Origin of the sequence: Pseudomonas sp. B6002 (assembly GCF_013385985.1) — a bacterium.
Lineage (GTDB): Bacteria > Pseudomonadota > Gammaproteobacteria > Pseudomonadales > Pseudomonadaceae > Aquipseudomonas.
In genome coordinates, this window is the sequence record NZ_JACAOY010000005.1 from 122847 (window position 1) to 147083 (window position 24237).

General features: G+C 56.1%; 23 protein-coding genes and 5 pseudogenes. 16 read left to right on the forward strand and 12 right to left on the reverse strand.

Going from position 1 to position 24237, the window contains the following annotated elements; all coding sequences use genetic code 11:
• Positions 1–36: 36 nt before the first annotated feature.
• A complete protein-coding gene (gene queF, locus HX792_RS06850) occupies positions 37–867 on the forward strand; it encodes an NADPH-dependent 7-cyano-7-deazaguanine reductase QueF (protein ID WP_176995359.1) in 831 nt (276 codons plus the stop codon).
• A 168-nt stretch (positions 868–1035) separates the two neighbouring features.
• Here the strand turns inward: queF and HX792_RS06855 are convergent, their stop codons facing one another.
• Together HX792_RS06855 and HX792_RS06860 are read right to left on the reverse strand one after the other, a co-directional pair.
• A complete protein-coding gene (locus HX792_RS06855; RefSeq protein WP_176995360.1) occupies positions 1036–1302 on the reverse strand; it encodes a DUF4404 family protein in 267 nt (88 codons plus the stop codon).
• A gap of 110 nt (positions 1303–1412) precedes the next feature.
• Positions 1413–2021: an HAD family phosphatase gene (locus HX792_RS06860; RefSeq protein ID WP_176995361.1), complete on the reverse strand. Its 609-nt coding sequence runs from the start codon at positions 2019–2021 to the stop codon at positions 1413–1415.
• 197 nt (positions 2022–2218) lie between these two features.
• On the opposite strand from HX792_RS06860, the gene HX792_RS06865 reads away from it, so the two are divergent.
• Positions 2219–2908, forward strand: a complete 690-nt coding sequence (locus HX792_RS06865; protein ID WP_176995362.1) for a VacJ family lipoprotein — start codon at positions 2219–2221, stop codon at positions 2906–2908.
• 62 nt (positions 2909–2970) lie between these two features.
• Here HX792_RS06865 and HX792_RS06870 read toward each other — a convergent pair whose 3' ends face one another.
• Entirely contained in the window at positions 2971–3267 is a 297-nt protein-coding gene (locus HX792_RS06870; protein ID WP_176995363.1) for a PilZ domain-containing protein, read from the reverse strand.
• A 276-nt stretch (positions 3268–3543) separates the two neighbouring features.
• Between HX792_RS06870 and rssB the strand changes: the two genes are divergently transcribed.
• The gene (gene rssB, locus HX792_RS06875) at positions 3544–4725 is read left to right on the forward strand and encodes a two-component system response regulator RssB (protein WP_176995364.1); all 1182 of its coding nucleotides are present in this window, start codon (positions 3544–3546) and stop codon (positions 4723–4725) included.
• Positions 4725–5207 carry an anti-sigma factor antagonist RssC gene (rssC, locus tag HX792_RS06880; RefSeq protein ID WP_003172602.1) on the forward strand — a complete coding sequence of 161 codons (483 nt, stop codon included), beginning with the start codon at positions 4725–4727 and terminating at the stop codon, positions 5205–5207. The genes rssB and rssC overlap by 1 nt, the downstream gene beginning before the upstream one ends.
• 201 nt (positions 5208–5408) lie before the next feature.
• Here the strand turns inward: rssC and tal are convergent, their stop codons facing one another.
• The 3 genes from tal to HX792_RS06895 all read right to left on the reverse strand — a co-directional run bounded on the left by tal (position 5409) and on the right by HX792_RS06895 (position 9342).
• Complete coding sequence (gene tal, locus HX792_RS06885) at positions 5409–6335, reverse strand: transaldolase (protein WP_176995365.1); 927 nt, start codon at positions 6333–6335, stop codon at positions 5409–5411.
• 262 nt (positions 6336–6597) lie between these two features.
• Positions 6598–7887 (reverse strand): MFS transporter, encoded by a 1290-nt coding sequence (locus tag HX792_RS06890; protein ID WP_176995366.1) that lies wholly within the window; start codon positions 7885–7887, stop codon positions 6598–6600.
• 69 nt (positions 7888–7956) lie between these two features.
• The gene (locus HX792_RS06895; protein WP_176995367.1) at positions 7957–9342 is read right to left on the reverse strand and encodes a M20 family metallopeptidase; all 1386 of its coding nucleotides are present in this window, start codon (positions 9340–9342) and stop codon (positions 7957–7959) included.
• A 120-nt stretch (positions 9343–9462) separates the two neighbouring features.
• On the opposite strand from HX792_RS06895, the gene HX792_RS06900 reads away from it, so the two are divergent.
• On the forward strand, positions 9463–10347 hold the full coding sequence (locus HX792_RS06900) for a LysR family transcriptional regulator (RefSeq protein ID WP_176995368.1): 885 nt from the start codon (positions 9463–9465) through the stop codon (positions 10345–10347).
• 6 nt (positions 10348–10353) lie between these two features.
• Here the strand turns inward: HX792_RS06900 and dusA are convergent, their stop codons facing one another.
• The gene (gene dusA, locus HX792_RS06905; RefSeq protein WP_176995369.1) at positions 10354–11373 is read right to left on the reverse strand and encodes a tRNA dihydrouridine(20/20a) synthase DusA; all 1020 of its coding nucleotides are present in this window, start codon (positions 11371–11373) and stop codon (positions 10354–10356) included.
• Between the two features lie 102 nt (positions 11374–11475).
• On the opposite strand from dusA, the pseudogene HX792_RS06910 reads away from it, so the two are divergent.
• The 5 genes and pseudogenes from HX792_RS06910 to HX792_RS06935 all read left to right on the forward strand — a co-directional run.
• Positions 11476–11769 (forward strand): annotated as a pseudogene (locus HX792_RS06910) (site-specific integrase); the annotation flags it as partial.
• Between the two features lie 324 nt (positions 11770–12093).
• The gene (locus tag HX792_RS06915) at positions 12094–12414 is read left to right on the forward strand and encodes a phage tail protein (RefSeq protein WP_371319330.1); all 321 of its coding nucleotides are present in this window, start codon (positions 12094–12096) and stop codon (positions 12412–12414) included.
• Positions 12415–12513: 99 nt separating this feature from the next.
• Positions 12514–13058 (forward strand): annotated as a pseudogene (locus HX792_RS30295) (phage tail sheath family protein); the annotation flags it as partial.
• Positions 13059–13244: 186 nt separating this feature from the next.
• Positions 13245–13469 (forward strand): hypothetical protein, encoded by a 225-nt coding sequence (locus HX792_RS06930; protein ID WP_176995372.1) that lies wholly within the window; start codon positions 13245–13247, stop codon positions 13467–13469.
• A gap of 3 nt (positions 13470–13472) precedes the next feature.
• Positions 13473–14657, forward strand: coding sequence for a formyltransferase family protein (locus HX792_RS06935; RefSeq protein ID WP_176995373.1), 1185 nt, complete (start codon positions 13473–13475; stop codon positions 14655–14657).
• On the opposite strand, the pseudogene HX792_RS30300 reads toward HX792_RS06935, so the two are convergent.
• Positions 14654–14847: pseudogene (locus tag HX792_RS30300) on the reverse strand (DUF159 family protein); the annotation flags it as partial. The gene HX792_RS06935 and the pseudogene HX792_RS30300 sit on opposite strands and share 4 nt — an antisense overlap.
• A gap of 178 nt (positions 14848–15025) precedes the next feature.
• Here HX792_RS30300 and HX792_RS06940 point away from each other — a divergent pair.
• From HX792_RS06940 to HX792_RS06950, 3 genes and pseudogenes are all read left to right on the forward strand, one after another.
• Positions 15026–15219 (forward strand): annotated as a pseudogene (locus HX792_RS06940) (DNA adenine methylase); the annotation flags it as partial.
• A gap of 231 nt (positions 15220–15450) precedes the next feature.
• Positions 15451–15864 (forward strand): GtrA family protein, encoded by a 414-nt coding sequence (locus HX792_RS06945; RefSeq protein ID WP_176995374.1) that lies wholly within the window; start codon positions 15451–15453, stop codon positions 15862–15864.
• Positions 15865–16104: 240 nt separating this feature from the next.
• Positions 16105–17838, forward strand: coding sequence for a hypothetical protein (locus tag HX792_RS06950; RefSeq protein ID WP_176995375.1), 1734 nt, complete (start codon positions 16105–16107; stop codon positions 17836–17838).
• A 633-nt stretch (positions 17839–18471) separates the two neighbouring features.
• Here HX792_RS06950 and HX792_RS06955 read toward each other — a convergent pair.
• A pseudogene (locus HX792_RS06955) lies at positions 18472–19068 on the reverse strand (transposase); the annotation flags it as partial.
• A gap of 57 nt (positions 19069–19125) precedes the next feature.
• Positions 19126–19338: an IS66 family insertion sequence element accessory protein TnpB gene (gene tnpB / locus HX792_RS06960; protein ID WP_176995376.1), complete on the reverse strand. Its 213-nt coding sequence runs from the start codon at positions 19336–19338 to the stop codon at positions 19126–19128.
• Positions 19339–19423: 85 nt separating this feature from the next.
• On the opposite strand from tnpB, the gene HX792_RS06965 reads away from it, so the two are divergent.
• Both HX792_RS06965 and HX792_RS30310 read left to right on the forward strand, forming a co-directional pair.
• A complete protein-coding gene (locus HX792_RS06965) occupies positions 19424–19771 on the forward strand; it encodes a DUF6124 family protein (protein ID WP_176995407.1) in 348 nt (115 codons plus the stop codon).
• A gap of 146 nt (positions 19772–19917) precedes the next feature.
• Positions 19918–20142: a hypothetical protein gene (locus HX792_RS30310; protein ID WP_256349811.1), complete on the forward strand. Its 225-nt coding sequence runs from the start codon at positions 19918–19920 to the stop codon at positions 20140–20142.
• Between the two features lie 62 nt (positions 20143–20204).
• Here HX792_RS30310 and HX792_RS06970 read toward each other — a convergent pair whose 3' ends face one another.
• Together HX792_RS06970 and HX792_RS06975 are read right to left on the reverse strand one after the other, a co-directional pair.
• Positions 20205–20843, reverse strand: a complete 639-nt coding sequence (locus HX792_RS06970; RefSeq protein WP_176995377.1) for a LysE family translocator — start codon at positions 20841–20843, stop codon at positions 20205–20207.
• A gap of 67 nt (positions 20844–20910) precedes the next feature.
• Positions 20911–22098 carry an MFS transporter gene (locus HX792_RS06975; protein WP_176995378.1) on the reverse strand — a complete coding sequence of 396 codons (1188 nt, stop codon included), beginning with the start codon at positions 22096–22098 and terminating at the stop codon, positions 20911–20913.
• A 482-nt stretch (positions 22099–22580) separates the two neighbouring features.
• Here HX792_RS06975 and mqo point away from each other — a divergent pair, with 482 nt between their 5' ends.
• Positions 22581–24227, forward strand: a complete 1647-nt coding sequence (mqo, locus tag HX792_RS06980; protein WP_176995379.1) for a malate dehydrogenase (quinone) — start codon at positions 22581–22583, stop codon at positions 24225–24227.
• Positions 24228–24237 lie beyond the last annotated feature (10 nt).

Sequence of the window (24237 nt, forward strand, 5' to 3'; positions counted from 1 at the left end):
GTAGACTGGCGCGGTTTATTTAGCCAGGTTTCCGCCATGCATCCCGCAGCCGAACATTCGCCGCTGGGCAAGTCCAGTGAATACATCTCCACCTACACCCCGTCGTTGCTGTTTCCGATCCCTCGCGCCGCCAAGTGGGCCGAGCTGGGCCTGAGCGCCGAGACCCTGCCTTACAAAGGCGTGGATTTCTGGAACTGCTTCGAACTGTCCTGGCTGTTGCCGTCGGGCAAGCCGGTGGTGGCCATCGGCGAGTTCAGCATCCCGGCCGACTCGCCGAACATCATCGAGTCCAAGTCCTTCAAGCTGTACCTCAACTCGCTGAACCAGACCGCATTCGCCGACACGGCGAGCCTGGAAGCGACCCTGCGCACCGACCTCAGCGCGGCCGCCGGCAAGCCCGTGACCGTGCGTATTCGCAAACTGGCCGAAATCGAGGCTGAAGGCGTGATGGCCTTGCCGGGCGTGTGCATCGATGATCTGGATATCAACGTCAGCAGCTATGAACATCCGCGCCCGGAACTGCTGCGCTGCGATGATTCGCGTGTTGTCGAAGAGAGCGTGCACAGCCACCTGCTCAAATCCAACTGCCCGGTCACCAGCCAGCCGGATTGGGGGAGTGTGGTGGTGGAGTACCGTGGTTCGGCGTTGGATCACGCCAGCCTGCTCGAGTACATCGTGAGCTTTCGCCAGCACTCGGACTTCCATGAGCAGTGTGTGGAGCGGATCTTCCTCGACCTTCAGCGCCTGCTGAAGCCGGAGAAGTTGACGGTGTATGCGCGGTATGTGCGCCGGGGTGGGTTGGATATCAACCCGTACCGCAGCACTGAGGATGTGGCGTTCCAGAACGTGCGCCTGGCTCGCCAATAAACTTCACCCAAAAACTGACTGTGGGGGCTGGCTTGTGTGGGAGCTGGCTTGCCTGCGATAGCATCAACTCAGCGCAACTGAAAAACCGAGGTGTCTGCATCGCAGGCAAGCCAGCTCCCACACAAGCCAGCCCTCACATTGAGGTCTGCGGTTGAGTTTGAATCGGGATCAGATCCCGATATTGCCCAAGGTGATCATGATATTGCGCAACGTCCCGGAAATGACCGGGTGCTCAGCGTCGAATTCTATGGCGGCTTGGTTCACATCGTCGGAGATGCTCGGCGTTTGAGTCGCCGGCTCAAGTTCAAGCTGCAATTCAAACTTGGCAATTAAGGCTTCCAGCGCTTCACGTTTTTCTTCCGACAGCGGCGGTTCCTGTACCAACTGCCCGCGCAGGATTTCGACCTGTTCTTCGAGTTTTTTGCGATCAGGCATGACGTATTTCCTTTTATCGATAGGCACTGGCATAGACCACGGCACGCCGAGAAAGGTCTACGGGCTGACCTGTAGATTAATCCACTGGCGCCGAGCGTGCATGATCCGTGTCAGGGCTTCTCGCCTTTGAGCTGGCGCAGGCTGATATCGGCCAGGCAGGTGCCCAGTTCGCCAAGGTGATCGATCACCGAGTGAACCCCCAGCCCGTACAGCGCAACCGTGGCCTTGCCGCGCTTGTGCTCGCGTTGTTGCTCGGTGAGTGCCTGCCATTGCTCGGGCGCCAGGCCGCACAAGGAGCCGCAGGACGCCAGGCCGATGGTCCACAAACCGGCATTCAGGCCGGCTTGCAGCAAGCGTGGCTCACCGCTGACCAGGACGCAGCCTTCCAGCCGCTCGATATTCAGCTCCATCAAGGCTTGCCAACAGGCGTTTGGCGCAGGCCAGCGGATAGCTGAGGGGGAAGTGGCTTTAATCCACTTGGGCAGTGTGGCGGCCAGCGGGGTGGTGACCGTGGTGGGTAGCTCGTCCAGCCAGGCACAGGGGATGCCTTGCTCCTTGAGGCTACGCAGGATAGCCAGGGCACCGGGCGTGGCTTGGGAATCGGGGGCGGGGGCGTCGGTGCGCGCCTGGGAACCGAAATCCACCAGGCAGCCACTCAGGCCAAACAGCACGGCAGTCAATGAGGGTGCGCTGGCAACGGCAATTTCGGCGTGAGGCATTTCGAGATCCCTGAAATAGCTGTGACGCTATCGAGATCGGATGACAAGCGGATGACACTTATGAGTAATTGTAGGGATTTTGTGCATTTATCATTAAGACAATTCCTACCGACTGCCTAATTTGACACTTCCGTCATATACTGACGGTCTTATTCAGGGCATAGCGCCCATGACAGACTATTCAAGGAGCCAAAGCTATGCGCTGGAGCCACTACTTCGCTCAGCTATCTGTGTGTGCCACTGTTCTATTGGCCCCGTTTGCCGCCCAGGCCGCGTCGGAAGACGATCCATGGGAAAGCGTCAACCGCCCGATCTTCACCTTCAACGACACCGTTGATACCTACGCGCTCAAGCCATTGGCCCAGGGTTACCAGTTCGTCACCCCGCAGTTCGTGCAGACAGGCATTCATAACTTCTTCCGCAACATCGGCGATGTCGGCAACTTTGCCAACGACGTGTTGCAGCTCAAGCCCCACGCAGCGGGCGTCGACACGGCTCGTTTGCTGGTGAACACCACCTTTGGCGTGCTGGGCTTTATTGATGTGGGCACCAAAATGGGCCTGCACCGCAACGACGAAGACTTCGGCCAAACCCTCGGCTACTGGGGCGTCGGCAGCGGTCCTTACGTGATGCTGCCACTGCTGGGCCCAAGTACCCTGCGTGACGCACCGTCCAAATACGTCGACAGCTATACCCAGCCGTACCGTTACATGAACGACATCGGTTGGCGTAACAGCACCTTCGGCCTGAACATTGTCGATACCCGTGCCAGCCTGCTCGACAGCGAGAAGTTGATCACCGGCGACAAGTACACCTTCATCCGTAACGCTTACCTGCAGAACCGTGAGTTCAAGGTCAAGGACGGCAAGGTGGTCGACGACTTTTAAGTCGTGATGTTTTGAAATGAAAAAGGCGACCCCAGTGGTCGCCTTTTTTTGTGTGCGGCTTTTTAGTGCATCTTCAGGATCTTGAGGCCCAGGTGCTGGTCTTCACCGCTCGCCTTGGCCCACACCACTTCGGTATCGGCCTCCAGGCCCCTGAGAGCGGCGTGCTCCGAGTCGATGCGTACGGTGAGCCTGTCACCCACCTGAAACTGGCGAGGGGCCTGCACCTGCATGCCAGAGCTGGAAAGGTCCACGCAAACCCCGGCAATCTCCTGCCCGGCGTGGATCAGCGACACATCGGCATCCACTCGCATGCGGATGAAATCGCGTTTTTCGGCGTAGTCGCGCTCGTGTTCGCTCACAGGTTCCATCCTTACTTTGTGTTGTGGTTGTTGCTGTTCTTATAACTCCGGGTGATTTGCGGTGTAAAGACGCTCGGCGACCATCGGCATGAGCTTGAAACCCCTGGCGGATGGGAGTACCGTCTGCGCCTTAGAAGGGCACCTCTGCTTTACTGTTGTGCGTAGGCCAAAAGCCCGTGCTTTGTAGGACAGAGTGGCTAGAAAGCGAATCCAGTACGTGAGCCCGGCCATTGTCGAGCCACCTACGCCAACCTAATTCTGGCGCCGTTTGCCCACATGCAAAAAACCAGTGCCACGCTGCTGATAATCGATGACGACGAAGTAGTGCGCGCGAGCCTCGCGGCCTATTTGGAAGACAGTGGCTTCAGCGTCCTGCAGGCCGGCAACGGCCAACAGGGTCTCCAGGTGTTCGAGCGCGACAAGCCCGACCTTGTGATCTGCGACCTGCGCATGCCTCAGATGGGCGGCCTCGAGCTGATTCGCCAGGTGACCGACCTTGCCCCACAGACGCCCGTGATCGTTGTGTCCGGTGCCGGGGTGATGAACGATGCCGTCGAGGCCCTGCGCCTGGGCGCCGCCGATTACCTGATCAAGCCCCTCGAAGACCTGGCTGTGCTGGAACACTCGGTGCGTCGTGCGCTGGACCGTGCACGCCTGCTGCTGGAAAACCAGCGTTACCGCGAAAAGCTCGAAACCGCTAACCGCGAACTCGAAGCCAGTCTGAACCTGCTCCAGGAAGACCAGAATGCCGGTCGCCAGGTGCAGATGAACATGCTGCCGATCAGCCCCTGGACCATCGATGACTTCCAGTTTGCGCACCAGATCATCCCGTCGTTGTACCTGTCGGGTGATTTTGTCGACTACTTCCGCGTCGATGAGCGGCGTGTCGCGTTCTACCTGGCCGACGTGTCCGGCCACGGAGCTTCCTCTGCTTTTGTAACCGTGTTGTTGAAGTTCATGACCACACGGCTGTTGTTCGAATCCAAGCGCAATGGCACCTTGCCGGAGTTCACCCCCTCCGAGGTGCTGGGCCACATCAACCGAGGCCTGATCAGCTGCAAGCTGGGCAAGCACGTGACGATGGTCGGCGGCGTGATCGATGAAGAAACCGGTCTTTTGACCTACAGTATTGGCGGTCACCTGCCGATGCCTGTTTTATACACTCCTGACAGTGTGCGTTACCTGGACGGGCGTGGTCTGCCGGTGGGCTTGTTCAATGAAGCCACCTACGAAGACCACATCCTGGAGCTGCCGCCGACCTTCAGCCTTACGCTGATGTCCGACGGCATCCTGGACCTGCTTCCAGAGCCTACACTCAAGGAGAAAGAAGCCGCCTTGCCCCAAAAGGTCAAGTCGGCGGGCGGCAGCCTGGATGGCCTGCGGCAAGTGTTTGGATTGGCCACGCTAGGGGAGATGCCGGATGATATCGCCCTATTGGTGTTGAGCAGGAATCTTTGATGAGTACCGGAAGAATCCAATTCGCCGAGCAAGACGGGACCTTTGTCCTGAAGTTTGTCGGTGAAGTGCGCCTGACCTTGTGTTCGGCGCTGGATGCGACGATTGAGCGGATCTTCACAGCGCTGAATTTCTCGGCGATCGTGATCGATCTGACCGAAACCCGCAGCATCGATAGCACCACCCTTGGGCTGTTGGCCAAGTTGTCCATTCTGTCTCGGCAGAAGGTCGGCCTGTTGCCTACGGTCGTCACCACCCACGAAGACATCACCCGTCTGCTGCAGTCCATGGGCTTCGACCAGGTGTTCAACATTGTTGATCGCCCGATCCCTTGCCCGGAATGCCTGACCGACCTGCCATCCCAGGACCAGTCCGAGGAAGTGGTGCGGGTCAAGGTGCTGGAAGCGCACAAGATCCTGATGGGGCTCAACGAGTCCAACCGCGAAGCCTTCCACGACCTCGTCAACGCCCTCGAGCGCCATTAATCTCGACTTGAAACACATTCTAAATGTGGGAGCTGGCTTGCCTGCGATAGCGGTATGCCAGCCACCTATTCATTACTGACCCAACGCTATCGCAGGCAAGCCAGCTCCCACAGGTTGAACTGAGGTCGGCTTGAGAGCGGCGAAATGCACAAAAAAGGGCGGCACCCGCAAAGGTGCCGCCCTTTTTGCAACCGCCGCCTTTTACAACTTGGCAGTCAGCAATGCCTCTAGCTTCTCCTGGTCCCGAGCAAACTGACGAATCCCCTCCGCCAGCTTCTCAGTCGCCATCGCGTCCTCATTGGACTCCCAACGGAACTGCGCTTCAGTCAAATGCACCCGCGCTTCACCGGCATGGCCTGGCGACAGCTTGCGCTCCAGCTTGCCGGTATCCGCCGCAAGCTTCTCCAGCAGGTCCGGGCTGATGGTCAGGCGGTCACACCCGGCCAGCTCTTCGATCTGGCTAAGGTTACGGAAGCTCGCGCCCATCACCACGGTCTTGTAGCCATTGGCCTTGTAGTAGTTGTAGATGCGCGTCACCGACTGCACGCCCGGATCATCCGCGCCGGTGTAGTCGTTACCGTTGGCCTTCTTGTACCAGTCGTAGATACGGCCCACGAACGGCGAAATCAGGAACACGCCTGCTTCAGCACACGCCACGGCCTGGGCGAAGGAGAACAGCAGGGTCAGGTTGGTCTGGATGCCTTCTTTTTCCAGCTTCTCCGCCGCGCGGATGCCTTCCCAGGTGGACGCGATCTTGATCAGTACGCGGTCACGGCCAACGCCAGCCTTTTCATACAGGTCGATCAGACGGTGCGCACGCTTGAGAATGGCCGCTTCGTCGAACGACAGGCGGGCGTCCACTTCAGTGGAAATGCGGCCCGGTACTACCTTCAGGATCTCCTGACCCACAGCTACCGCAAAACGGTCGCTGGCCAGGCCCACGTCACCGTTGCAGTCCTTTACAGCCTCATCCAGCAACGGCGCATACGCCGAAATCGACGCGGCCTTGAGCAGCAGGGAAGGGTTGGTGGTGGCGTCTTGCGGCTTGAGTTTGGCGAGGGTGGAAAAGTCGCCGGTATCGGCTACGACAGTCGTGAATTGCTTGAGTTGTTCCAGCTTGGAAGTCATGGGCGTGCTCTGTCCTATGGGTCTGATGACATTACCCGAGCGCCGACAGGCGCTCAAGGGCGCAAATGCGTTCGATCGTTTGCGAGGGCAACATCCTGAAAACAGCCGTTTGAAACACCGGCCTACCTGCTCAATAGGAGGCTAAAACCTCCAGCAGGTTCAACCCAACTGCCCTCCAGACAACCCGCCCCCCCTGTAGGAGCTGGCTTGCCGGCGATAGCGCCTTCACGATCACCGCAAACCTGGTGTCACGCGGACTGACTTACGACAACCTCAACTTCCGCTTGGCAACCAGCAAGGCACTGATACTAAGCGCCGCCGCCAGGATCAAGTAAAAGCTCGGCGCCAACTGCGACCCCGTCAACGCGATCAGCCCCGTGGCAATCACCGGCGCAAATCCACCAAAGATCGTCACTGACAGGTTGTAGCTCAACGACATGCCCGTCACCCGGGTACGGATCGGGAACACATCGGCCATGAGTGAGGCCAGCGGTGCAAAGTACACGGCCTTGATCAGCGCCATCATCGAGACAACCAGCAATAACGACGTTGCACTCGGCACTTTGTTCAGCCAGACGAAGGCCGGAAAAATACTCAGGATGTAGATGATCGAGGCCCACAGCATGATCTTGATACGGCTGACGAACCCGGCGATGAACCCGACAATGGGTGTCACCAGGGTCAGGATCAGACCGCCGGTCAGCGTCGCCAGAAAGCCCGACGACTGTGGAATATTCAACGTGGTTGAGGCATAGGACGGCATGTACTTCATCATGAAATTGGACGCCGTCGACACGATCAGCACGCCCATCGCGACCAGCAGCAAGGTCTTCTGTGAAAAAAATACCTCCCTTAAAGGCTGCGAACCCGGCTCGCTCTCCTTGAAGTCAGGCGACTCATCCACCGTACGGCGGATATAAAGCCCTACCGGGCCCAGAATCAGACCAAAGAAAAACGGCACCCGCCAACCCCATTCAAGCATCTGATGATCATCCAGGCTGGTCGTCAGGAAGTAGCCGAACAACGAGGCGATCACCACGCCGAAGCCTTGACTGGCAAATTGCAGGCTCGCGACAAAGTTACGAGTCTTTTGCGGCGCGTGTTCCATCATGAACGCGGTTGAGCTGCCAAACTCACCACCGGCGGAGAACCCTTGCAGCAGGCGCGCGAACAGAATGCCTAGGGGGGCGATGACCCCGATAGCGGCATAGCTGGGCATCACCGCGATCATCGCCGTGCCGATCAACATTAGTAGGATGGACAGGCTCAAGGCTTTCTTGCGGCCTCGCCGGTCGGCATAGGAGCCCAGTACCGCAGCACCTAACGGGCGAATCAGGAACGAAATGCCGAACGTCGCGAACGCCAGAAACAGCGACACTGCCGGGTCTGCTGCAGGGAAAAATACCTTGCTGATGGTTAACGCAAAGTAGGCGTAGACCGACAAGTCAAACCATTCAAGGGTGTTGCCGATCAAGGCGGCACCGACGGGTTTCCATAAGGGCTGGGCCCGTTCGATGGCCGGTGTGGCGGATGTGGACGACAACGCTGTCATGTTCGACGCTCCTGGTTTTTTGTAAGTGTGTGAGCGGCAGAGATAAAGGTTGGATCAGGGCCCTGTTTTTCAGATGCAGGCTTGCGCCCTATCGCCCAGTTCCCAGAACAGTGCGGTCATGATTTGCAGGCCCTCCAGCACCACCGAACCCAGCAGGTGTTCATCCGGCGCATGTTGCGAGCAGCCGGGGTAGGAATGTGGAATCCACAAGGTCGGCAACCCCAATACATCAGCGAAAATGTCATTGGGCAGCGTGCCGGCAAGGTTAGGCAGTACGGCGATCGGCCGGGGTGTGGTGTCGCTGATGACCTTTTTGGCGAAGCGCACCCATGGATTGTCAGGGTCTAACCGAGTGCTGGGCGTGCAGCGATCAACAATGATGCTGACGCCGTGAAAGCCCTCAGCATCCAAGTGCTGGCGTAGCAGGTGCTCCAGGTTCTTCCAGTCAGTGCCGACCACAAAGCGCAATTGGCAATGCGCAATCGCCGACGGTGGAATGGCATTCACCGGCTTGGCCGGATTGCCCGCCGTGAACGCGAGAACTTCCAGGGTATTCCAGGCAAAGAGCCGTTCACCCAAGGTGAGGCCAGGCTCACCCCAGTCAACATCCAGGGGGCGGCCGAGGGAATGTTGATCAATGCCCAAGTCGTGGATGGCTTCGCGCACTGCGTCGGGTATGGAGGAGGGTACGAGCCCCCGGCACAGAATACGGCCGTGCTGATCCACCAGGCTGGCCAGTGCGTTGGCCAGCACAACGGCCGGGTTGGACATCACGCCGCCCCAGTTGCCAGAGTGCAAGCCCTTGTCGCGTGCCTGCACCTCAAGGGAAAACAGCGCCGAGCCGCGAGAACCGAGAAAAATCGTCGGGCGCTTGTCACTCAAGCGCGGGCCGTCCGAGGCGATGAACACATCGGCTTGCAGTAATTGGCGATGCTCCGTGCAGACCTCGCGCAATCCGGGCGAGCCACATTCTTCGCCAGTCTCGAACAGCACCTTGACGTTAAACCCCAGCCGCCCCTCGCGGGCGTTGATCACCGCCTCCAGCGCCGTCAGGTTGATGCTGTGCTGGCCTTTGTTATCGGCGGTGCCGCGGCCATACCAACGATCGCCTTCCACGGTCAGCGCCCACGGGTTAAGGCCTTCACGCCATTGCTCGGCATAACCTAGTACGACATCGCCATGCCCATAGGTCAGCACGGTTGGCAAGTCCGCGCCTTCATGACGCGAAGCAAACAGCAGTGGGCCCGCGCCCTTCGGGTTCTCAAGGGCCTGGCATTCAAACCCCATTCGCTCCAGCGCCGGTTGTACTTCCTCTTGCAGGTACCGCGTCAATTCCGGCGCTTGGCCGGGGGCCTGACTTTCACTACGAATAGCGACCCGGCGACGCAAGTCGGCTTCGAAATAGCCGTCAGTGAAGGCGTGGCGAACACTGTCGAGTGCGTGTTGCTTGGACATGAGCGTTCCGACAAAGGCTGAGTGATTCAGGCCAATATAGAAGTCGCCCATCGAACTGTATATTGCTGTTTTTTGAAGACTGGCATCTAATTAATAGATGCCTTTATGCGCGGGAAACCCATGGATTATCGTTATTTTCTGGCCGTGTTTGATTCAGGTTCGCTGGCCGCCGCCGGTGAGCGCCTGCATATCGCCCCCAGCGCGGTCAGCCGCCAGATCGCCCTGCTGGAGGAGAGTATCGGTGTGCCCTTGTTCGAGCGTCGGCCACGGGGCATGGAACCGACGGCGGCGGGCAGCGCGCTGGCCCACCACGCAAGGCGCGCTTCGCTGGAGGAGCAGGCCCTGCTGTCGGAGCTGCGCGGCGGTGATTACCCCGGCGCACGCGTCATTCGCCTGGTCTCGACAGAAGGCCTGTCGCGTTATTTTCTGCCGAACGTGCTGATCCAGCATTACACCCAGCACCCGGATTTCCAGTACGTGTTGGAGGTGATGTCACCGTTCGAATGCGCAGAGAAAGTGAAGCGCGGCGATGCCGACGTCGGGTTGACGTTCAGCACTGAACCGACCGATGGTGTCGAGATCCTCTATTCCGGCCGCTCGGCGATACGCGCGATCATGCGCGCCGGCCATCCACTGGCGACGCACAAGCAATTACCCCTGACCGCACTCGCGCCGTTCCCCTTGGCACTCACCCCCAAAGGCACGACCCAGCGGCAGCTGTTCGACCTGGTCTGCGAAGTGGAAGGGCTGGCCTTCAACCACGTGATGACCTGCAATTACTCTGGGGCCATCCACGAGTTTGTGCGCCACACCGACACCGTCGCGTTGGGCGGCGCAATCAGCCAACGGGTGAATGGCAGCGATGAGCTGGTGTCGATCCCGCTGACAAACCTCCGGTTTGCCGACCGCTCCGTTCAAGTCCTGACCATGCCCAAACGCACACTGCCACCTTCGTTGCAGCGGTTTATCGAGACCTTGATTGACTGCCTTAAGACCGTCGGTTGAGAGCGGTTACCGTCCTTCCAGCAACGCCCCGGCCTGATCCAGCAGCGCCAGCGGATCACTCGCCTTATGAATATCCACCGACAACAACTGCCTGAACTTACGCGCTCCCGGAAACCCAGTCCCCAATCCCAAAATATGCCGAGTGACATGGTGCATCGAGCCACCGCTCGCCAAATGCTCGGCAATATAAGGCCGCAACTGCACCAATGCCTCGGCCCGGCTGATCACCGGCGCCGCACTGCCAAACAACTGCTGATCCACCTCCGCCAGCAAATACGGATTGTGATAAGCCTCGCGGCCCAACATCACCCCATCAAACGTCTGCAAATGCTCATGGCACTGCTCCAACGTCTTGATCCCACCGTTGAGGATGAACTCCAGCGCCGGGAAATCCCGCTTCAACTGCGCCGCCACGTCATAGCGCAACGGCGGAATGTCGCGGTTCTCCTTCGGCGACAACCCCTCCAGGATCGCAATCCGCGCATGCACCGTAAAACTGGTGCACCCGGCATCCTTCACCGTCCCGACGAAATCACACAACTCGGCATAACTGTCCCGCCCATTGATCCCGATACGGTGCTTCACCGTCACCGGAATCGACACCGCATCACGCATCGCCTTCACACAATCGGCCACCAGGGCAGGGTGCGCCATCAGGATCGCGCCGATCATGTTGTTCTGCACCCGGTCGCTCGGGCAGCCGACGTTCAGGTTCACTTCGTCGTAACCGGCGACCTCAGCCATGCGAGCGCAGGCGGCCAGATCAGCGGGGACGCTGCCGCCTAACTGAAGTGCAAGCGGGTGCTCGGCTTCGTTGTGACGCAGGAAGCGATCGTGGTCGCCGTGGAGGATGGCGCCGGTGGTGACCATCTCGGTGTAGAGCAGGGCGTGCTTGGAGAGCAGGCGCAGGAAGTAGCGGCAGTGGCGGTCCGTCCAATCCATCATGGGGGCAACGCTGAAGCGGCGTGACGGCTCTGAGCGGGAAGGGCTAGTGTTTACTGGAGATGCGGCTTTTTCGGAATTCATTAGTACTGATCTTTTATACAGCGGTTTTTACCCGTTTTCCCTTGTTTTCTAAAGTCGGTTGCTACCTTGTAGCGATCGAATTCGGCAATGTAGCAACTGGAAATGGGCACGATCACAGCACGTAAGCGCAAGGACAACTCGACAGCCTACACGGCGCAGATACGGATCAATCGGGATGGCAAGACAGTTTATCAGGAAAGCCAAACCTTCGACCGTAAGCAGGTCGCCCAGGCCTGGATCAAGCGACGGGAGACCGAGCTGGCCCAGCCAAGTGCAATTGAGCGGGCGAAACGGAACGGAGTAACGATCAAGAAGATGATCGAGCAGTACCTGGATGAGTACGAGAAAATCCGGCCGCTGGGGAAGACCAAGAGCGCGATCGACGAAACTTGGCTACAGGTACGAATAGGGGAACAGGGGTAAGCGTTTCAATAGATCCCTTTGTCCCGCCAACGGCATCGGCCATTGAAGTTTTCATTAGTACGCAATCGCCGCCTGGCGGAACGGTGCGGGAGGGACGAGCGGGAAGTCTCCTGGTTGGTCCGGTCTTGAGTATCACCAACGAAGTAAACCAGAGTGTAAGCGTCGTTATAACGCTGGACAGCGTTGGCCGGAGCTTGAATTTTGCTTGTAATAGTGACGCAGGCGTACTTGGCTGAGAGAGGATGAAGGACAGCTTATGAGCTATGCAATTTGTGTTGATCGGCCAGCATTCGTGCCGTGGGTAGCCCCGACGAGGTTGGGCCTGGCGAATATTGGAGCCAGTACCCGCTCGATAGTGTCCCGTCGTTGCCAGGGGCCGAAGAGTTCGCAGCACAAGAGCGTGCATGGCGAGACAGTGCGCTGTCATCGGTCATGTGGCTGCGCGAGCGTCATCGTGATCAATTGGAGATTGCAATAGAAGCCAGTCTCAACGGTGAGCCGTTCACGGGGCTGTTGCTCTACATGCAGGTACTGCGCGACTGGCCGCAATCACCGGACTTTCCGGCGACTGATCATTGCCCGATCGCCCCGGCCTGGATTGCCGATCAATCCCAATAACGCCCCACATTGATGGGGCGTCTTCATTTCCGTTACGCGTAACAGGAACATCCCACGGCCTCGCTTATGCGGGGCGTTTTCGTTTCTGGAGATTGCCCTATGAGTTTCTTTCACGGTGTGACCGTCACCAACGTGGACACCGGTGCGCGCGTTATCTCGCTGCCGTCGTCGTCGATTATTGGTCTGTGAGCCACCTTCGCCCCAGGCCAACGGTGACGGCCAAGCCTAACCCGTTGCTGATGATCACCCACGGAAGCGAAGCGGTGGCAGCTTGGGGCGGAGACGCGACGATCACTAAATCCATCAAGGCGACCTACATGCGCTCCAAGGCGGTGATCGTGGCGTGCGGCGTCGAGACGCTGGCCATCCCCGCTTTGCATACCTCGGCCATCATCGGTGGCGAACTGGCCGATGTCCAGCGTACCGGTCTATAGGCGCTGTTGGACGGTAAGAGCCGCTTTAATGCCCAACCCCGTTTGCTGATTGCGTCAGGGCATAGCGCGACACAAGCCGTGGCTACTTCAATGGACGCGCTCGCCGACACGCTGCGCGGTCTGGCCATCGTCGAGGGTCCAAACATTACCGACGAGGCGGTCATTCTCTGCGCCAAAAGCTTCGTCAGCAAGCGTGTGTTTCTAGTCGAATTGCGTAATGAGTGCCAAAAGCTCGGCCAGGCTGCAAAGCTGATCGCAGCAGTGGCCTTAGGGCAGTAATCGCCTGCTATCCATATGATTTTCAAGATAAAAATGCTTGGCCCAAGGAGCGTAGCGAGAGGAGGTCAGATTTTTTATGTACAATGCTCGATACAGGGAATTTTGGATCCGTTACATATGGACGCAACAAAAGCATTTAACTTATTTCATCTGGCTTTTCGAGCCGCCAGCGATCCTGATACGACCAAGGGTGACTTGAGAGAGCTTTCGTTATCTAGTGATGAGGTGGTTCGAGGGGCTGTGGTAATGAATAAATCCACCCCTTCTGACGTTATATCTCGAATGCGCAAAGACGAAAGCTTTCATGTTCAGGAATGTATTTTAGCCAGGGAAGCCCTATAAATTATGCGTACCATTTGTATTGCAGGAAAAAATAATATAGCGGTAGAAGGATTGCGCTATTTTGTAGAGAATCATCCAGATCTAAATGTCGTATTCATACCAAATGAAACCGACAATGGAGTTGACGGCTGGCAGCTATCTTTTAGAAAATATGCCTTGTCGGAAAATGTTCAGCAGGTGAATCTTTGTGATCTGTACGATGTCGAAGATTTGCTATTTATTTCGCTTGAATTTGCAGAAATAATTAAGCCTGAAAAATTCAGGTCATCTGAACTTTACAATATGCACTTTTCGCTTCTCCCTAAATACAAAGGCATGTACACCTCTGCGCTGCCACTTCTGCACGGTGAGAGAGAGTCAGGTGTGACGCTGCATAAAATTGATGCGGGCATCGATACGGGTAACATTATCAGTCAGCTCAGTTTTGAAATTGGGTTCTCAGATAATGCCAGAGACCTGTATTTTAAATACCTGTCTGCGGCTAAAGAACTGTTTCTCGATAATATTGGCTCGGTGCTAAGTGGCGATTTTGTATCCTATAAGCAGCCAAGTTTCGGAGCCTCCTATTACTCTAAGTCCGCGATTAACTACTCAGCGCTTTCGATTGACTTCAGAAAGTGCGCGTTTGAAGTTGCCAATCAGTTCAGGGCTTTTGCTTTTAGGGAATACCAAATGCCACGCTTTGGCTCGTGGCAGATTGACGGAACTTTAATCCTGGACACTAAAAGCAATCTCAAGCCAGGGTCGGTAGTCGGCGAGACTGGCACCGGGATTGTTGTTTCGACGATCGATTACGACTTGTTGCTGATTAAAGACTATTACCCCGCACTGTGGCAGGCCTCAGAGCATGGAGACGTTGCAGGGATCAAGAGCGCCCTTGAGTTTGTTGATGACGTGGACCGTAGGAATGCAAAGGGGTGGAGTGCGCTGATCATCGCCGCGTATTCAGGCAATTCTGAAGCTGTCGAACTGCTTTTGGACAATGGTGCAAGTGTATCTGTCACCGGATATAACGGCACCACCCCTTTGATGTATGCATTCAGCAGCTACGAGCGCTCAAATGATAGCCGTGCGTTTTATGCCATCCTTGAGCGTGGAGCCGACCCGTCAGCGCCGGATAGCAAGGGCAAGACCATAAAGGACTATATGGTTGAGCGTGGCTGTATTGACCTGATTAGTTACGTCTAGACTGGCAGGATAAACTCAGGTCCATTATTCCGCACGTAGCCCACAGCAGTGTCGAGGCCTCGGCTGGTTCGCCCTGGTGCAGCATCATCTGCTCTGGGCGCCCCTTGGGCGTGACCGGGGCCAGCCATTTACGGGCCAGCCCTATGGGGCGACGATCGTGGATGTCCACCATACCGAAGGCGTCATCGGCATGGTTCGAGTGGCCCGTCGAGCTCAACTTGCCCCGGCGCATATTCAACGAATTATCGCCATCACCGATGCCGGCGACCGAGGAATGATTACCTGGCGAGCATGCCAAGTTTACGTCGAAGACGTCGTGCGATGACTTCTCCCTGACTCAATTCAATCAACATTGCAAAGGAGTGCGAATGAACAGCTCTATCATCCGCTGGATGGGCGGTAAACGCCGCCTGGCCGACCGCCTTATCCCGCTCTTCCCGCTCCGCGAGTGCTACTTCGAGGTATTCGCATGCGGCGCCGCGCTCTACTCATGCGTCCTCGGGTGGCGCCGGTTGATGTTCTCAACGACATCAACTGCAACCTGGTGACGCTGTACCGCGTCGACGAGCCAAGCCCGCACCGGCAAGCCGTATGGAGCCGCGAAGATTTAAGAAGTGGCTGCCGGGACGGCATCGGTTGAGGTGGAGCGAGTCTTGCGCATGTAAAATAGCAAGGTAACATCTCGATTTATTGCTTTGGCTGCATCAGGTTGATCAACCTACCGTCTGCGCTAGAGGCGAGCAAGCAATTACAGTATGATGCATATTTTTTCGGCCTAGGCGATATAATTAGAATGTTCGCTTCAACTAAGTTGGCCATTTATTATGCTATTTTCGCAATAATTGCGACTCTAGCAAACATAGGCGCTCAGGATCTGGTAACCCGCGCCTACAGCGGCGCCTTCGATATTATGTTCTCTGTAGTTGTGGGTACGGGGGTCGGGCTTGTTGTCAAGTACATCTTAGACAAGCGTTACATATTCCGCTTCCGGGCGAGCAGCGTCGCCCACGACACCAAGACCTTCGCTCTCTACACTATCATGGGGCTGGCAACGACCGTGGCCTTCTGGGGATTCGAGTTTGGCTTCCATCATTTATTCGGGACCAAGGAAATGCGGTATATGGGCGGCGTTCTTGGGCTTGCTATCGGATACCTTATCAAGTACCACCTTGACAAGCGTTACGTTTTTCGTTCGGAGGCTGTATGAGGCTGTTTACTACCTGATGGATTTGGAACGCCGATCCGTATCGCGCCCTCAGTTTTAATTATCCGTCTAAGGCCAAAGCTCTCGTTTGCACTGAAAAGCATGGCATTACTTTGTAATCCGCAATAAGAGCCTCAGAAAAAAACTGCAACCAGAAACTCAGTTTTTTTGAAGCGCTTCCCCTTTATTAAGTATGATCTCAAGTTGATCTCATTACTGCGTAATTAAAACACAGGAGTAACTATGTTGTTTGCAATGGAAATGAGAAGCGTAATAAGAAGTCGAGCATGTCAGTCTGTATTGTTAGCTCTGATAGCGATTTCTATAACGTTGATTTTAGGAAAGCCTCCAAGCTTATTTGTGGTTGGTTCAGACAAAGATCAAAGCAAGATTGAAAGAGTGGTAAATGCTCCACTTCATTTAGATGACGATGTCATGATATCGCTTAGATCTGGTTATATGATTCGAGAGACTGGTATTCCCTCATTTAATAGAAGTGATAAGGCGCAGCCGTCGACATCATACATCGCACCCTATGTATATGCAGCGTTAAGCGGTTTTTTTAGCGGGAATGTAGCAACATTATTGTATGCTGTTCTTGGCTTGATGGCCGTTTTTTTTACATTTTTAATTATACTGAAAAACTCTTCAAGTTTGATTAATGCTGGGCTAATGGTATTTCTTTTGGCGCTCAGTAAAACCAATCTTGAGTTTGCATTAAATGGCTGGGATCATTTATTTCAAGCTTTGTTTTTGTGTTTTGCGGTTGTTGTTGCCTTAAAGAATCAGCAGACTGCTCTGTCCTTGTTAATACTTTCTGTTGTTTTATCTATGGGGGCTCTATACAGGCCTGATGGGTTGTTGATCGCTCTTGGTATTATTTTGGCAGCAATGCCGGTTTGTGAGAATAACAAAATCAATGTCAATAAAGCGCTGCTATTGATAGTTCCTTTTGTTCTTGTTGTTGGGGTGGTCGTTTATCTAAACTATAAATACTTTGGCTACGTCACGCCAACAACTGCCAGACTAAAGCTTGGCGCAAGTCCCGGCCTGCTTTATTCGTTTAAATATTTTTTGGTGAATGGGTTTTTAAGTTTTTCTTCGATAACATTTATATTTGTGGTTTCAGCTTTTTTTGTATTGATGCGCAAGGTGATTTCCTTTGATTATAGAGTGTATGCGATAATATCATCTGTGGCTCTAACCTTGCTTATTACATTTTTCAATAGTGATGTTTTTCCAGGCGCTAGGCTTTATTGGGTGTCGGCAACGGTTTTGGCAACATTGTTTGCATTGTTAAGTCCGAGAGTGTTTCGTTTTGATTTAAAGGGGATAGTTGTTTTAAATGCAGATACTCCGAATCAGAAGCATATCAAATATCTGCTTGGTTTGATTTTTACCTTGTTTTTCGTTTTGACGTTAGTGAAGGGTTCTGTAAACGCTATTTATGATAATGTTGAAAAAGGTACCATTACCTCTAAGAATTCTTATGATAGTTACACTGGTCAGCAATACTTGATCACGAAATGGATTAAGGCGAATCTATCTCCTTCGGACGGCGCAATTGGTTTTTACTGGCTTGGTCTTGCGTATCACCTTCCTGAATTTGAAGCTGCTGATTTTTTAGGTAAGGCTGATGAAGTAATCGCACAATCTCCAGTTAGATGGGGACCTCCGGGCCATAATAAGTGGAATGAAGAAGTCACTTTGAAAAAATGGAATCCACAAGTGATTATTCCACCAGGTAATACAGATCCAACGAGGGATGGAATGACTGAGTACGCACAAAAAGCTATGAGTGATCGCGTTCCGTATGCTTTTGCTCCGAGTTTGATAGTAAATAAATCTGTGAATGAAAATTATCTTTATTGTTATCTTGATAATGGAGATCTTCCATATAAAGATACTTGGGGTTTCTTGGTTAGAAAAGATATTTATCTTAAGCAGCGTGATAAATTAATTTGTAATGGTGTATAGTTTGTTGGCTGCTGAAGAGGCCGGACATATTTCCAGAGCGAGTAGCAGCTAAGATTTAGCTTGTGCGAGCTTACGCGTTTCACACATGAACTGTTGCAGGTTCATGTGTGTTTCGGTGTATAGCCTTTCAGACTTTCCTATCGATACATGATAGGCATTCCTTTCTGCTCCGATTTGTGGGCTTTAAAGGCAAACATGACGTTCTCGTTCAGTTTCACTAAGCCAGGGCTATTGTTGAGCTTTGGGTTGTCGCGGCTGTTTTAACAGGGGCGGCACGACGGAATTCGTCGAAATCTTATAGTGCTCATCATGAGGCTTGCATGCGCCTAGTTTGAGGCCTCTATGCCCAACAGGCCGCTTTCGAAGATTCGATGCCGTCCGCGCTTTAGTCACCCAGGCTTGCTTCGCAGCGGTAGGCGTCATACGGCGACGCTTTTTCGAAAATTTGCTTTGGGTCGAAATTATTTATCTTGGGTTGATACAAACCGATGACGGAGCATGCTCTAAACTATAGATTCCTTGAATATCAGTTTCAACTCAGTGCGAGAGGGCGGGTGGTGAGATGCCAGCTAACGAAGTATTATCATAAATATGCAACGAGTCGAATAAACCTCACCTTCTAAGTAGCGGGTTTTATGTTTGTCGTGACATCTCTAATGAGCAGTTCCACAGTAGCAAGGCTTCGAATTCTTCTACTGCGCCTGCTTGCGGTAACCGTTCAAGTGTGCGGCGCAGCCACGCGTAGGGCTCTTTGCCGTTGACTTTGGCTGTCTCGACCAAACTTTAAAGTTGATCGCTGGCCGTCGCGCCTTTGGGCGTGTCGCTGAACAGCTAGTTCTTGCGCCGTCACCTGAGGGTGCGTTTTCTCCAGCCAGGCGTGTAATTGCGCCAGGACTGGCAGACTGTTTTGCTGTCGACCTTCATGGCGAAGTTCATCGCCGGCTTTTTTTAAATCTCGCTCGGCACCGTACAGTTTGTTGATCCAACTCAAGGCTATATCGGAACGCCCGTTTTTTCTCCTGAATTGCACTTTTTGCGCCCAGACACACTTGCGTCGCACTTGGATCCAGCAGCCTAAACGTTCGAAACCAGCCTGCGCGCCCAAGGCGTATAGCCGGCGTAATCGTCGGTCATCAAATAGCCGCGATAACCTTCGAGTAGGCGCGACGGCACTTCTTGCGCTCGGCCGGTCGAGTAATCAAAGAGAATCACTGGCTGATTCTGCGGTCCACACGGTTTGTACCTTGCGGATGTGTTTTATCACGCGGATCTGCATCGGCATGATTTCTAGCTGCTCGCTGGTTTCTTAAAGCCGTTGCGTTCCCAATACAAAATCTTCACCCGATCGCGGGGTTTGTTGAGAAAGATGAAAGGCACCGGATTGAGTACCGACACTTTGATATCAAACTGCACCAGCGCGGCTAGGCCGTCGATGCATTTTGGATGGTCTACTGGTTTAGGGTAGAGGTACACTTTTTCAACTTTGGTATCGGGACGCATGATGGCCGCTGGCTTTTGAAATAGATCGGTGGCACAGCATCAGGCATCAAATCGCGGTGTTGAATGTGGGGTTCGTGGAGCGGTTATCAAGGTCACGTTCAATCCGCCTTTTGCTTCAAATGCCTCGCCCTCTGATGCGAAGCTTCACGCAGCGGCTCAACGAGCAATTCATCATTACTTGCCCGAATCTGACGATGGCACGCCAGTAGATCAGCCATTCAGAAACCTATTCTCCGTAAGCCCCAACACCGACACCCTCCTAGCCAACGCCTTCGAGAACCTCGCCTCCGCCAACCAAATGGCCGCCACCCTGGCGTTCGACCTAGAAGAACCCCAACGCGCCATCGTCTTGGGCATCCAGCAACTCATCGACTTGGGCTCTCTGCTCGTCGACCGCGCCCAAGAGCAAGTCGCGCCAGCCGCCACGGCCTGACACCCAACCCCGTCGCCTTAGATCCAGGCGGCAACCTGAACCCTCCCTGTCCCCCCGCAAAGTTTCATCATCCCCCACGCCTTCGAGGTCTACGATCCTCTTCAAGAGAGGACCTCCGCGCCTCCTGTCCATAGGGAACTGAAAACATGATCTCGAACCTCGTCAAAGTCGTGATGGTCGCTGGTGCGTTGCTATTGAGTGCTTGTTCGTCGGGGTCGTCGGGCGGTAGCAGTGACCCTTGTTTTTCGGGGGGATGCCAGGCGTTTGGTGACCACAGCCCTAGCAAAGCCGCCAAGATGAGTTTTGGTGGCGGGAGTGGGTTGGGGAGCAGTTTTGGGGAGTATGGGTCGGGGTTGATGCATGACGATTGATAAGGCATAGGGCTGCTTCGCAGCCCAGCGCAGGGCAAGCCCGCTCACTACAGGGGGGCAATTTAGGCTTGGACGTGAGTTGAGCCCAGGATCAGGCGTAGGCCCAGTGCGCCCATGACTAGGCCGGCGGTGCGGTCAAACCAGTGTTTTGAGCGCAGGTACGCTGCGCGGGGCCGTTCCGACGAGAACGCTAGCGCGACGATGGTGTACCAACCGGCCTCAATCGCAAAGATTGCCGGCAGCAGCACAGCAAAGGTCCAGACCGGGGCGTGCGCCGGCAAGAACGCCGCGAAGATACTGCCGTACACAATCGCCGCTTTCGGATTGCTCAGTTGCGTCACCGCCGCCAGCGTGAAGGATTTGCGCGCGCTTTGCGGCCTGCCATCGGCGGTGGTGGGGACGACGATCGGGCTTTTTGCGGAGCGCCACAGCTGTACGGCCAGCCAGACCAGGTAGGCCCCGCCGAGTATTTTCAGGATCACGTACAGCCATTCCACTTTGGCCAGCAGCGTTTGCAGGCCGAACAGGCCGAGCCCGCCGTACACCACGCCGCCGACGCCCATGCCCATGGCCGCCGCGAGTGCGTCGCGCCGGGAGAGGGCGATGGCGGTGCGGGTGACGAAGACGAAGCTGGGGCCGGGGCTGGCGGCGCCGATGGCAATGGCGCCGAGGATGCTTAATAAGGGGAGCGTGATGTCCATGGGGCCCTTCGTTTTATGTTGGGTTGTTTGAATCAACATAACAATTCAGGGCCCGCGTTTATTCCGTTCAGTGCCCGCCTTTCATGCGCCTTGCGATCAGGTAGAGGCCGAGCCCGATCAGCGCAGTCACCGCACCAATGTAACCCGTACTCGTCCACCCATACCCCGCCGTAATCGCCATCCCGCCCAACCATGGCCCCAGCGCGTTCGCCAGGTTGAACGCCGCATGGTTCGACGCCGCCGCCAAGCTTGGCGCTTCATGGGCGATGTCCATCAAGCGGATTTGCAACGGCGCCGCCATGGCGATCATGGTGCCGACCAGGCCGATGCCCAGCAGTACGCTCCACAGCGAGCTGGCGGCGAAGGTGAAGAAGATCAGCACGGCCATCGACCACACCATGATCCAGCCCACCGCGCGAAATTGCAGGCGGTCAAACAGCTTGCCGCCCGCGATGTTGCCGATGATGCCGCCCACGCCAAACGCGGCGAGGCCGAAGGGGATCCACTGTGGCGAGACTTTGGTCACTTCGAGCATGGTGGGGGCGAGGTAGCTGAACACGCAGAACATCCCGGCAAAGCCAATCGCGCCGATGGACAGCGCCATCCACACTTGGGGCTTGGTGAAGGCGCGCAGTTCTTTGCGCGGGTCGCTGCGTTGTTCGTCGTGACGGTGAGGGACGAATTGCCAGACCAGCGCAATGGTGCACAGGGCTATCACGCTGACCAACGCAAACGCCGAGCGCCAGCCCAGGTGCTGGCCGAGGAAGGTGGCGATGGGGTTGCCGAGCAGCATGGCCAGGGTCAGGCCCATCATCACGCGGGCTACGGCGCCGGCGCGTTTGTCGTTGGGCACCATGCTCGAGGCCACCACCGCAGCAATCCCGAAATAGGCGCCGTGGGGCAGGCCGCTGATGAAGCGGAAGGCCACCAGTGAGCCAAAGGTCGGGGTAAATGCCGTGGCCAGGTTGCCCAGGGCATACAGCCCCATCAGCAACAGCAGCATATGTTTGCGCAGCAGCTTGGCGCCGAGGATGGCCAGCAGCGGCGCGCCGACCATCACGCCCAGGGCGTAGGCGCTGATGGCGTGGCCGACTTGCGGTTCGCTCAAGCCCAGGTTCTGCGCGATATCGGGCATCAAGCCCATGATGGCGAACTCGCCGGTGCCGATCGCAAAGGCGCCCACGGCCATGGCCGCTTCCATTTTGGCGGCGCTGCGCGCGGGTAGCACGTGCCCGGGTGTTTGCTGGATAGTCATGGGTAACTCTATTTGGATGGAGCGCACGAAGGAGAGCCGCCGATGCTACGCAACAGGCGGCGAAGCTGTCTAGAACAGCCTTTTGCGTGAGAGTTCCAGGCCTGTGACCCCAGGTCGCGCCTGTCGGGCTTGACACTGGCGCGTTAAAACCCGCGATTTAGAGCTGTCAATTGGCCAAACGGCGCATAAAGGCCATCTGCCGTGATATTCTGCGCGCCGTCTTGGTCTAGTCTTTCCTGGGTGCGTACATCCGTATACGTCCCAGCGATTGGCTGTCGCCCAGGTAGCTGAAGCCAATAATGATAAGAAGTCAGCGCAGAAGGGACATAAAAGTGAGGTCGACACGTCGGCCTTGTGTGCCCACCCTGCGGTCTCCTCGTGAATGTGCAAACCCCGCGGTGCGTTGCCTGGCGCACCGTGATGGAGGGCTGCCCATGATCAGGGGCGGTGGGGCGGATGGCGTTTTATCATAGGTGCTACAGATGTTTAAAAAACTGAACACTGCCCTGCTGGGGCTGGCTTTGTCGGTGGGGATCACGTCCGTTCACGCGGAAGAGGCAAAGAAAGTCGATGTGCTGCTGATCGGCGGCGGCATCATGAGTGCAACCCTGGGTGTATGGCTCAACGAGCTGCAGCCGGACTGGTCGATGGAAATGGTCGAGCGCCTCGACGGCGTGGCCGAAGAAAGCTCCAACGGCTGGAACAACGCCGGTACCGGTCACTCGGCCCTGGCTGAACTGAACTACACCCCGGAAGACAAGAACGGCAACGTTGAGATCCCCAAAGCGGTCGAGATCAACGAAGCGTTCCAGATCTCCCGTCAGTTCTGGTCCTGGCAGGTCCAGCAGGGCGTGCTGAAGAACCCGCGTTCGTTCATCAACTCCACTCCGCACATGAGCTTTGTGTGGGGCGATGACAACATCAAGTTCCTGAAAAAGCGCTACGAAGCCCTGCAAGCGAGCCCGCTGTTCGCTGGCATGCAGTACTCCGAAGACCCGGCTGTGATCAAGAAGTGGGTTCCGCTGATGATGGAAGGGCGTGACCCGAACCAGAAAATCGCGGCCACCTGGACCCCGATCGGCACCGACGTGAACTTCGGCGAGATCACCCGCCAGTTCGTCGCTCACCTGCAAACCACGCCTAAGTTTGACCTGAAACTGTCGAGCGAAGTGCAGGACATCACCAAGAACGCCGACGGTTCGTGGCGTGTGAGCTACAAAAACCTGAAAGACGGCACCAAGACCGAAACCGACGCCAAGTTCGTGTTCATCGGCGCGGGCGGCGGTGCACTGCACCTGCTGCAAAAATCCGGCATCCCTGAAGCCCGCGAATACGCTGGCTTCCCGGTAGGCGGCTCGTTCCTGGTCACCGATAATCCGGCCATCGCCGAGCAACACCTGGCCAAGGCCTACGGTAAAGCGTCGGTTGGCGCGCCACCGATGTCGGTTCCCCACCTGGACACCCGCGTGCTGGATGGCAAGCGCGTGATTCTGTTTGGCCCATTCGCGACCTTCTCGACCAAGTTCCTGAAAGAAGGCTCGTACCTGGACCTGCTGACCAGCACCACCACCCACAACATCTGGCCAATGACCAAAGTCGGTATTCGTGAATACCCACTGGTCGAGTACCTGGCTGGTCAACTGATGCTGTCGGATGACGACCGCTACAACGCCCTGAAAGAGTACTTCCCGAACGCCAAGAAAGAAGACTGGCGCCTGTGGCAAGCCGGTCAGCGCGTGCAGATCATCAAGCGTGACGAAGAGCAGGGCGGCGTCCTGAAACTCGGCACCGAAGTGGTAAGCTCCGCCGACAACACCATCGCCGGCCTGTTGGGTGCATCGCCAGGCGCGTCCACCGCGGCTCCGATCATGCTGACCGTGCTGCAAAAGGTCTTCAAGGACAAGGTCGCGACCCCTGAGTGGCAGGCCAAGCTGCACCAGATCGTACCGAGCTACGGCACCAAGCTGAACGACAGCCCTGAAGCGGTTGCCAAGGAATGGGCCTACACGGCTGGCGTCCTGCAACTGACTCCACCGCCTGCGATCCCGCAACTGGCTGCACCCAAGGCCACCGAGGCTGCCAAGCCTGCGGCAGAGCCAAGCAAGCCGGCGTCTGACCTGGCGCTGTAAGCCAAGCCCG

Bases quoted from the DNA above. Each gene is read 5' to 3' on its own strand.
- queF (WP_176995359.1), top strand. From the start codon at position 37: ATGCATCCCGCAGCCGAACATTCGCCGCTGGGCAAGTCCAGTGAATAC.
- HX792_RS06855 (WP_176995360.1), bottom strand. From the start codon at position 1,302: ATGCCTGATCGCAAAAAACTCGAAGAACAGGTCGAAATCCTGCGCGGG.
- HX792_RS06860 (WP_176995361.1), bottom strand. From the start codon at position 2,021: ATGCCTCACGCCGAAATTGCCGTTGCCAGCGCACCCTCATTGACTGCC.
- HX792_RS06865 (WP_176995362.1), top strand. From the start codon at position 2,219: ATGCGCTGGAGCCACTACTTCGCTCAGCTATCTGTGTGTGCCACTGTT.
- rssB (WP_176995364.1), top strand. From the start codon at position 3,544: ATGCAAAAAACCAGTGCCACGCTGCTGATAATCGATGACGACGAAGTA.
- rssC (WP_003172602.1), top strand. From the start codon at position 4,725: ATGAGTACCGGAAGAATCCAATTCGCCGAGCAAGACGGGACCTTTGTC.
- tal (WP_176995365.1), bottom strand. From the start codon at position 6,335: ATGACTTCCAAGCTGGAACAACTCAAGCAATTCACGACTGTCGTAGCC.
- HX792_RS06890 (WP_176995366.1), bottom strand. From the start codon at position 7,887: ATGACAGCGTTGTCGTCCACATCCGCCACACCGGCCATCGAACGGGCC.
- HX792_RS06895 (WP_176995367.1), bottom strand. From the start codon at position 9,342: ATGTCCAAGCAACACGCACTCGACAGTGTTCGCCACGCCTTCACTGAC.
- HX792_RS06900 (WP_176995368.1), top strand. From the start codon at position 9,463: ATGGATTATCGTTATTTTCTGGCCGTGTTTGATTCAGGTTCGCTGGCC.
- dusA (WP_176995369.1), bottom strand. From the start codon at position 11,373: ATGAATTCCGAAAAAGCCGCATCTCCAGTAAACACTAGCCCTTCCCGC.
- HX792_RS06930 (WP_176995372.1), top strand. From the start codon at position 13,245: ATGGACGCAACAAAAGCATTTAACTTATTTCATCTGGCTTTTCGAGCC.
- HX792_RS06935 (WP_176995373.1), top strand. From the start codon at position 13,473: ATGCGTACCATTTGTATTGCAGGAAAAAATAATATAGCGGTAGAAGGA.
- HX792_RS06945 (WP_176995374.1), top strand. From the start codon at position 15,451: ATGTTCGCTTCAACTAAGTTGGCCATTTATTATGCTATTTTCGCAATA.
- HX792_RS06950 (WP_176995375.1), top strand. From the start codon at position 16,105: ATGTTGTTTGCAATGGAAATGAGAAGCGTAATAAGAAGTCGAGCATGT.
- tnpB (WP_176995376.1), bottom strand. From the start codon at position 19,338: ATGCGTCCCGATACCAAAGTTGAAAAAGTGTACCTCTACCCTAAACCA.
- HX792_RS30310 (WP_256349811.1), top strand. From the start codon at position 19,918: ATGATCTCGAACCTCGTCAAAGTCGTGATGGTCGCTGGTGCGTTGCTA.
- HX792_RS06970 (WP_176995377.1), bottom strand. From the start codon at position 20,843: ATGGACATCACGCTCCCCTTATTAAGCATCCTCGGCGCCATTGCCATC.
- HX792_RS06975 (WP_176995378.1), bottom strand. From the start codon at position 22,098: ATGACTATCCAGCAAACACCCGGGCACGTGCTACCCGCGCGCAGCGCC.
- mqo (WP_176995379.1), top strand. From the start codon at position 22,581: ATGTTTAAAAAACTGAACACTGCCCTGCTGGGGCTGGCTTTGTCGGTG.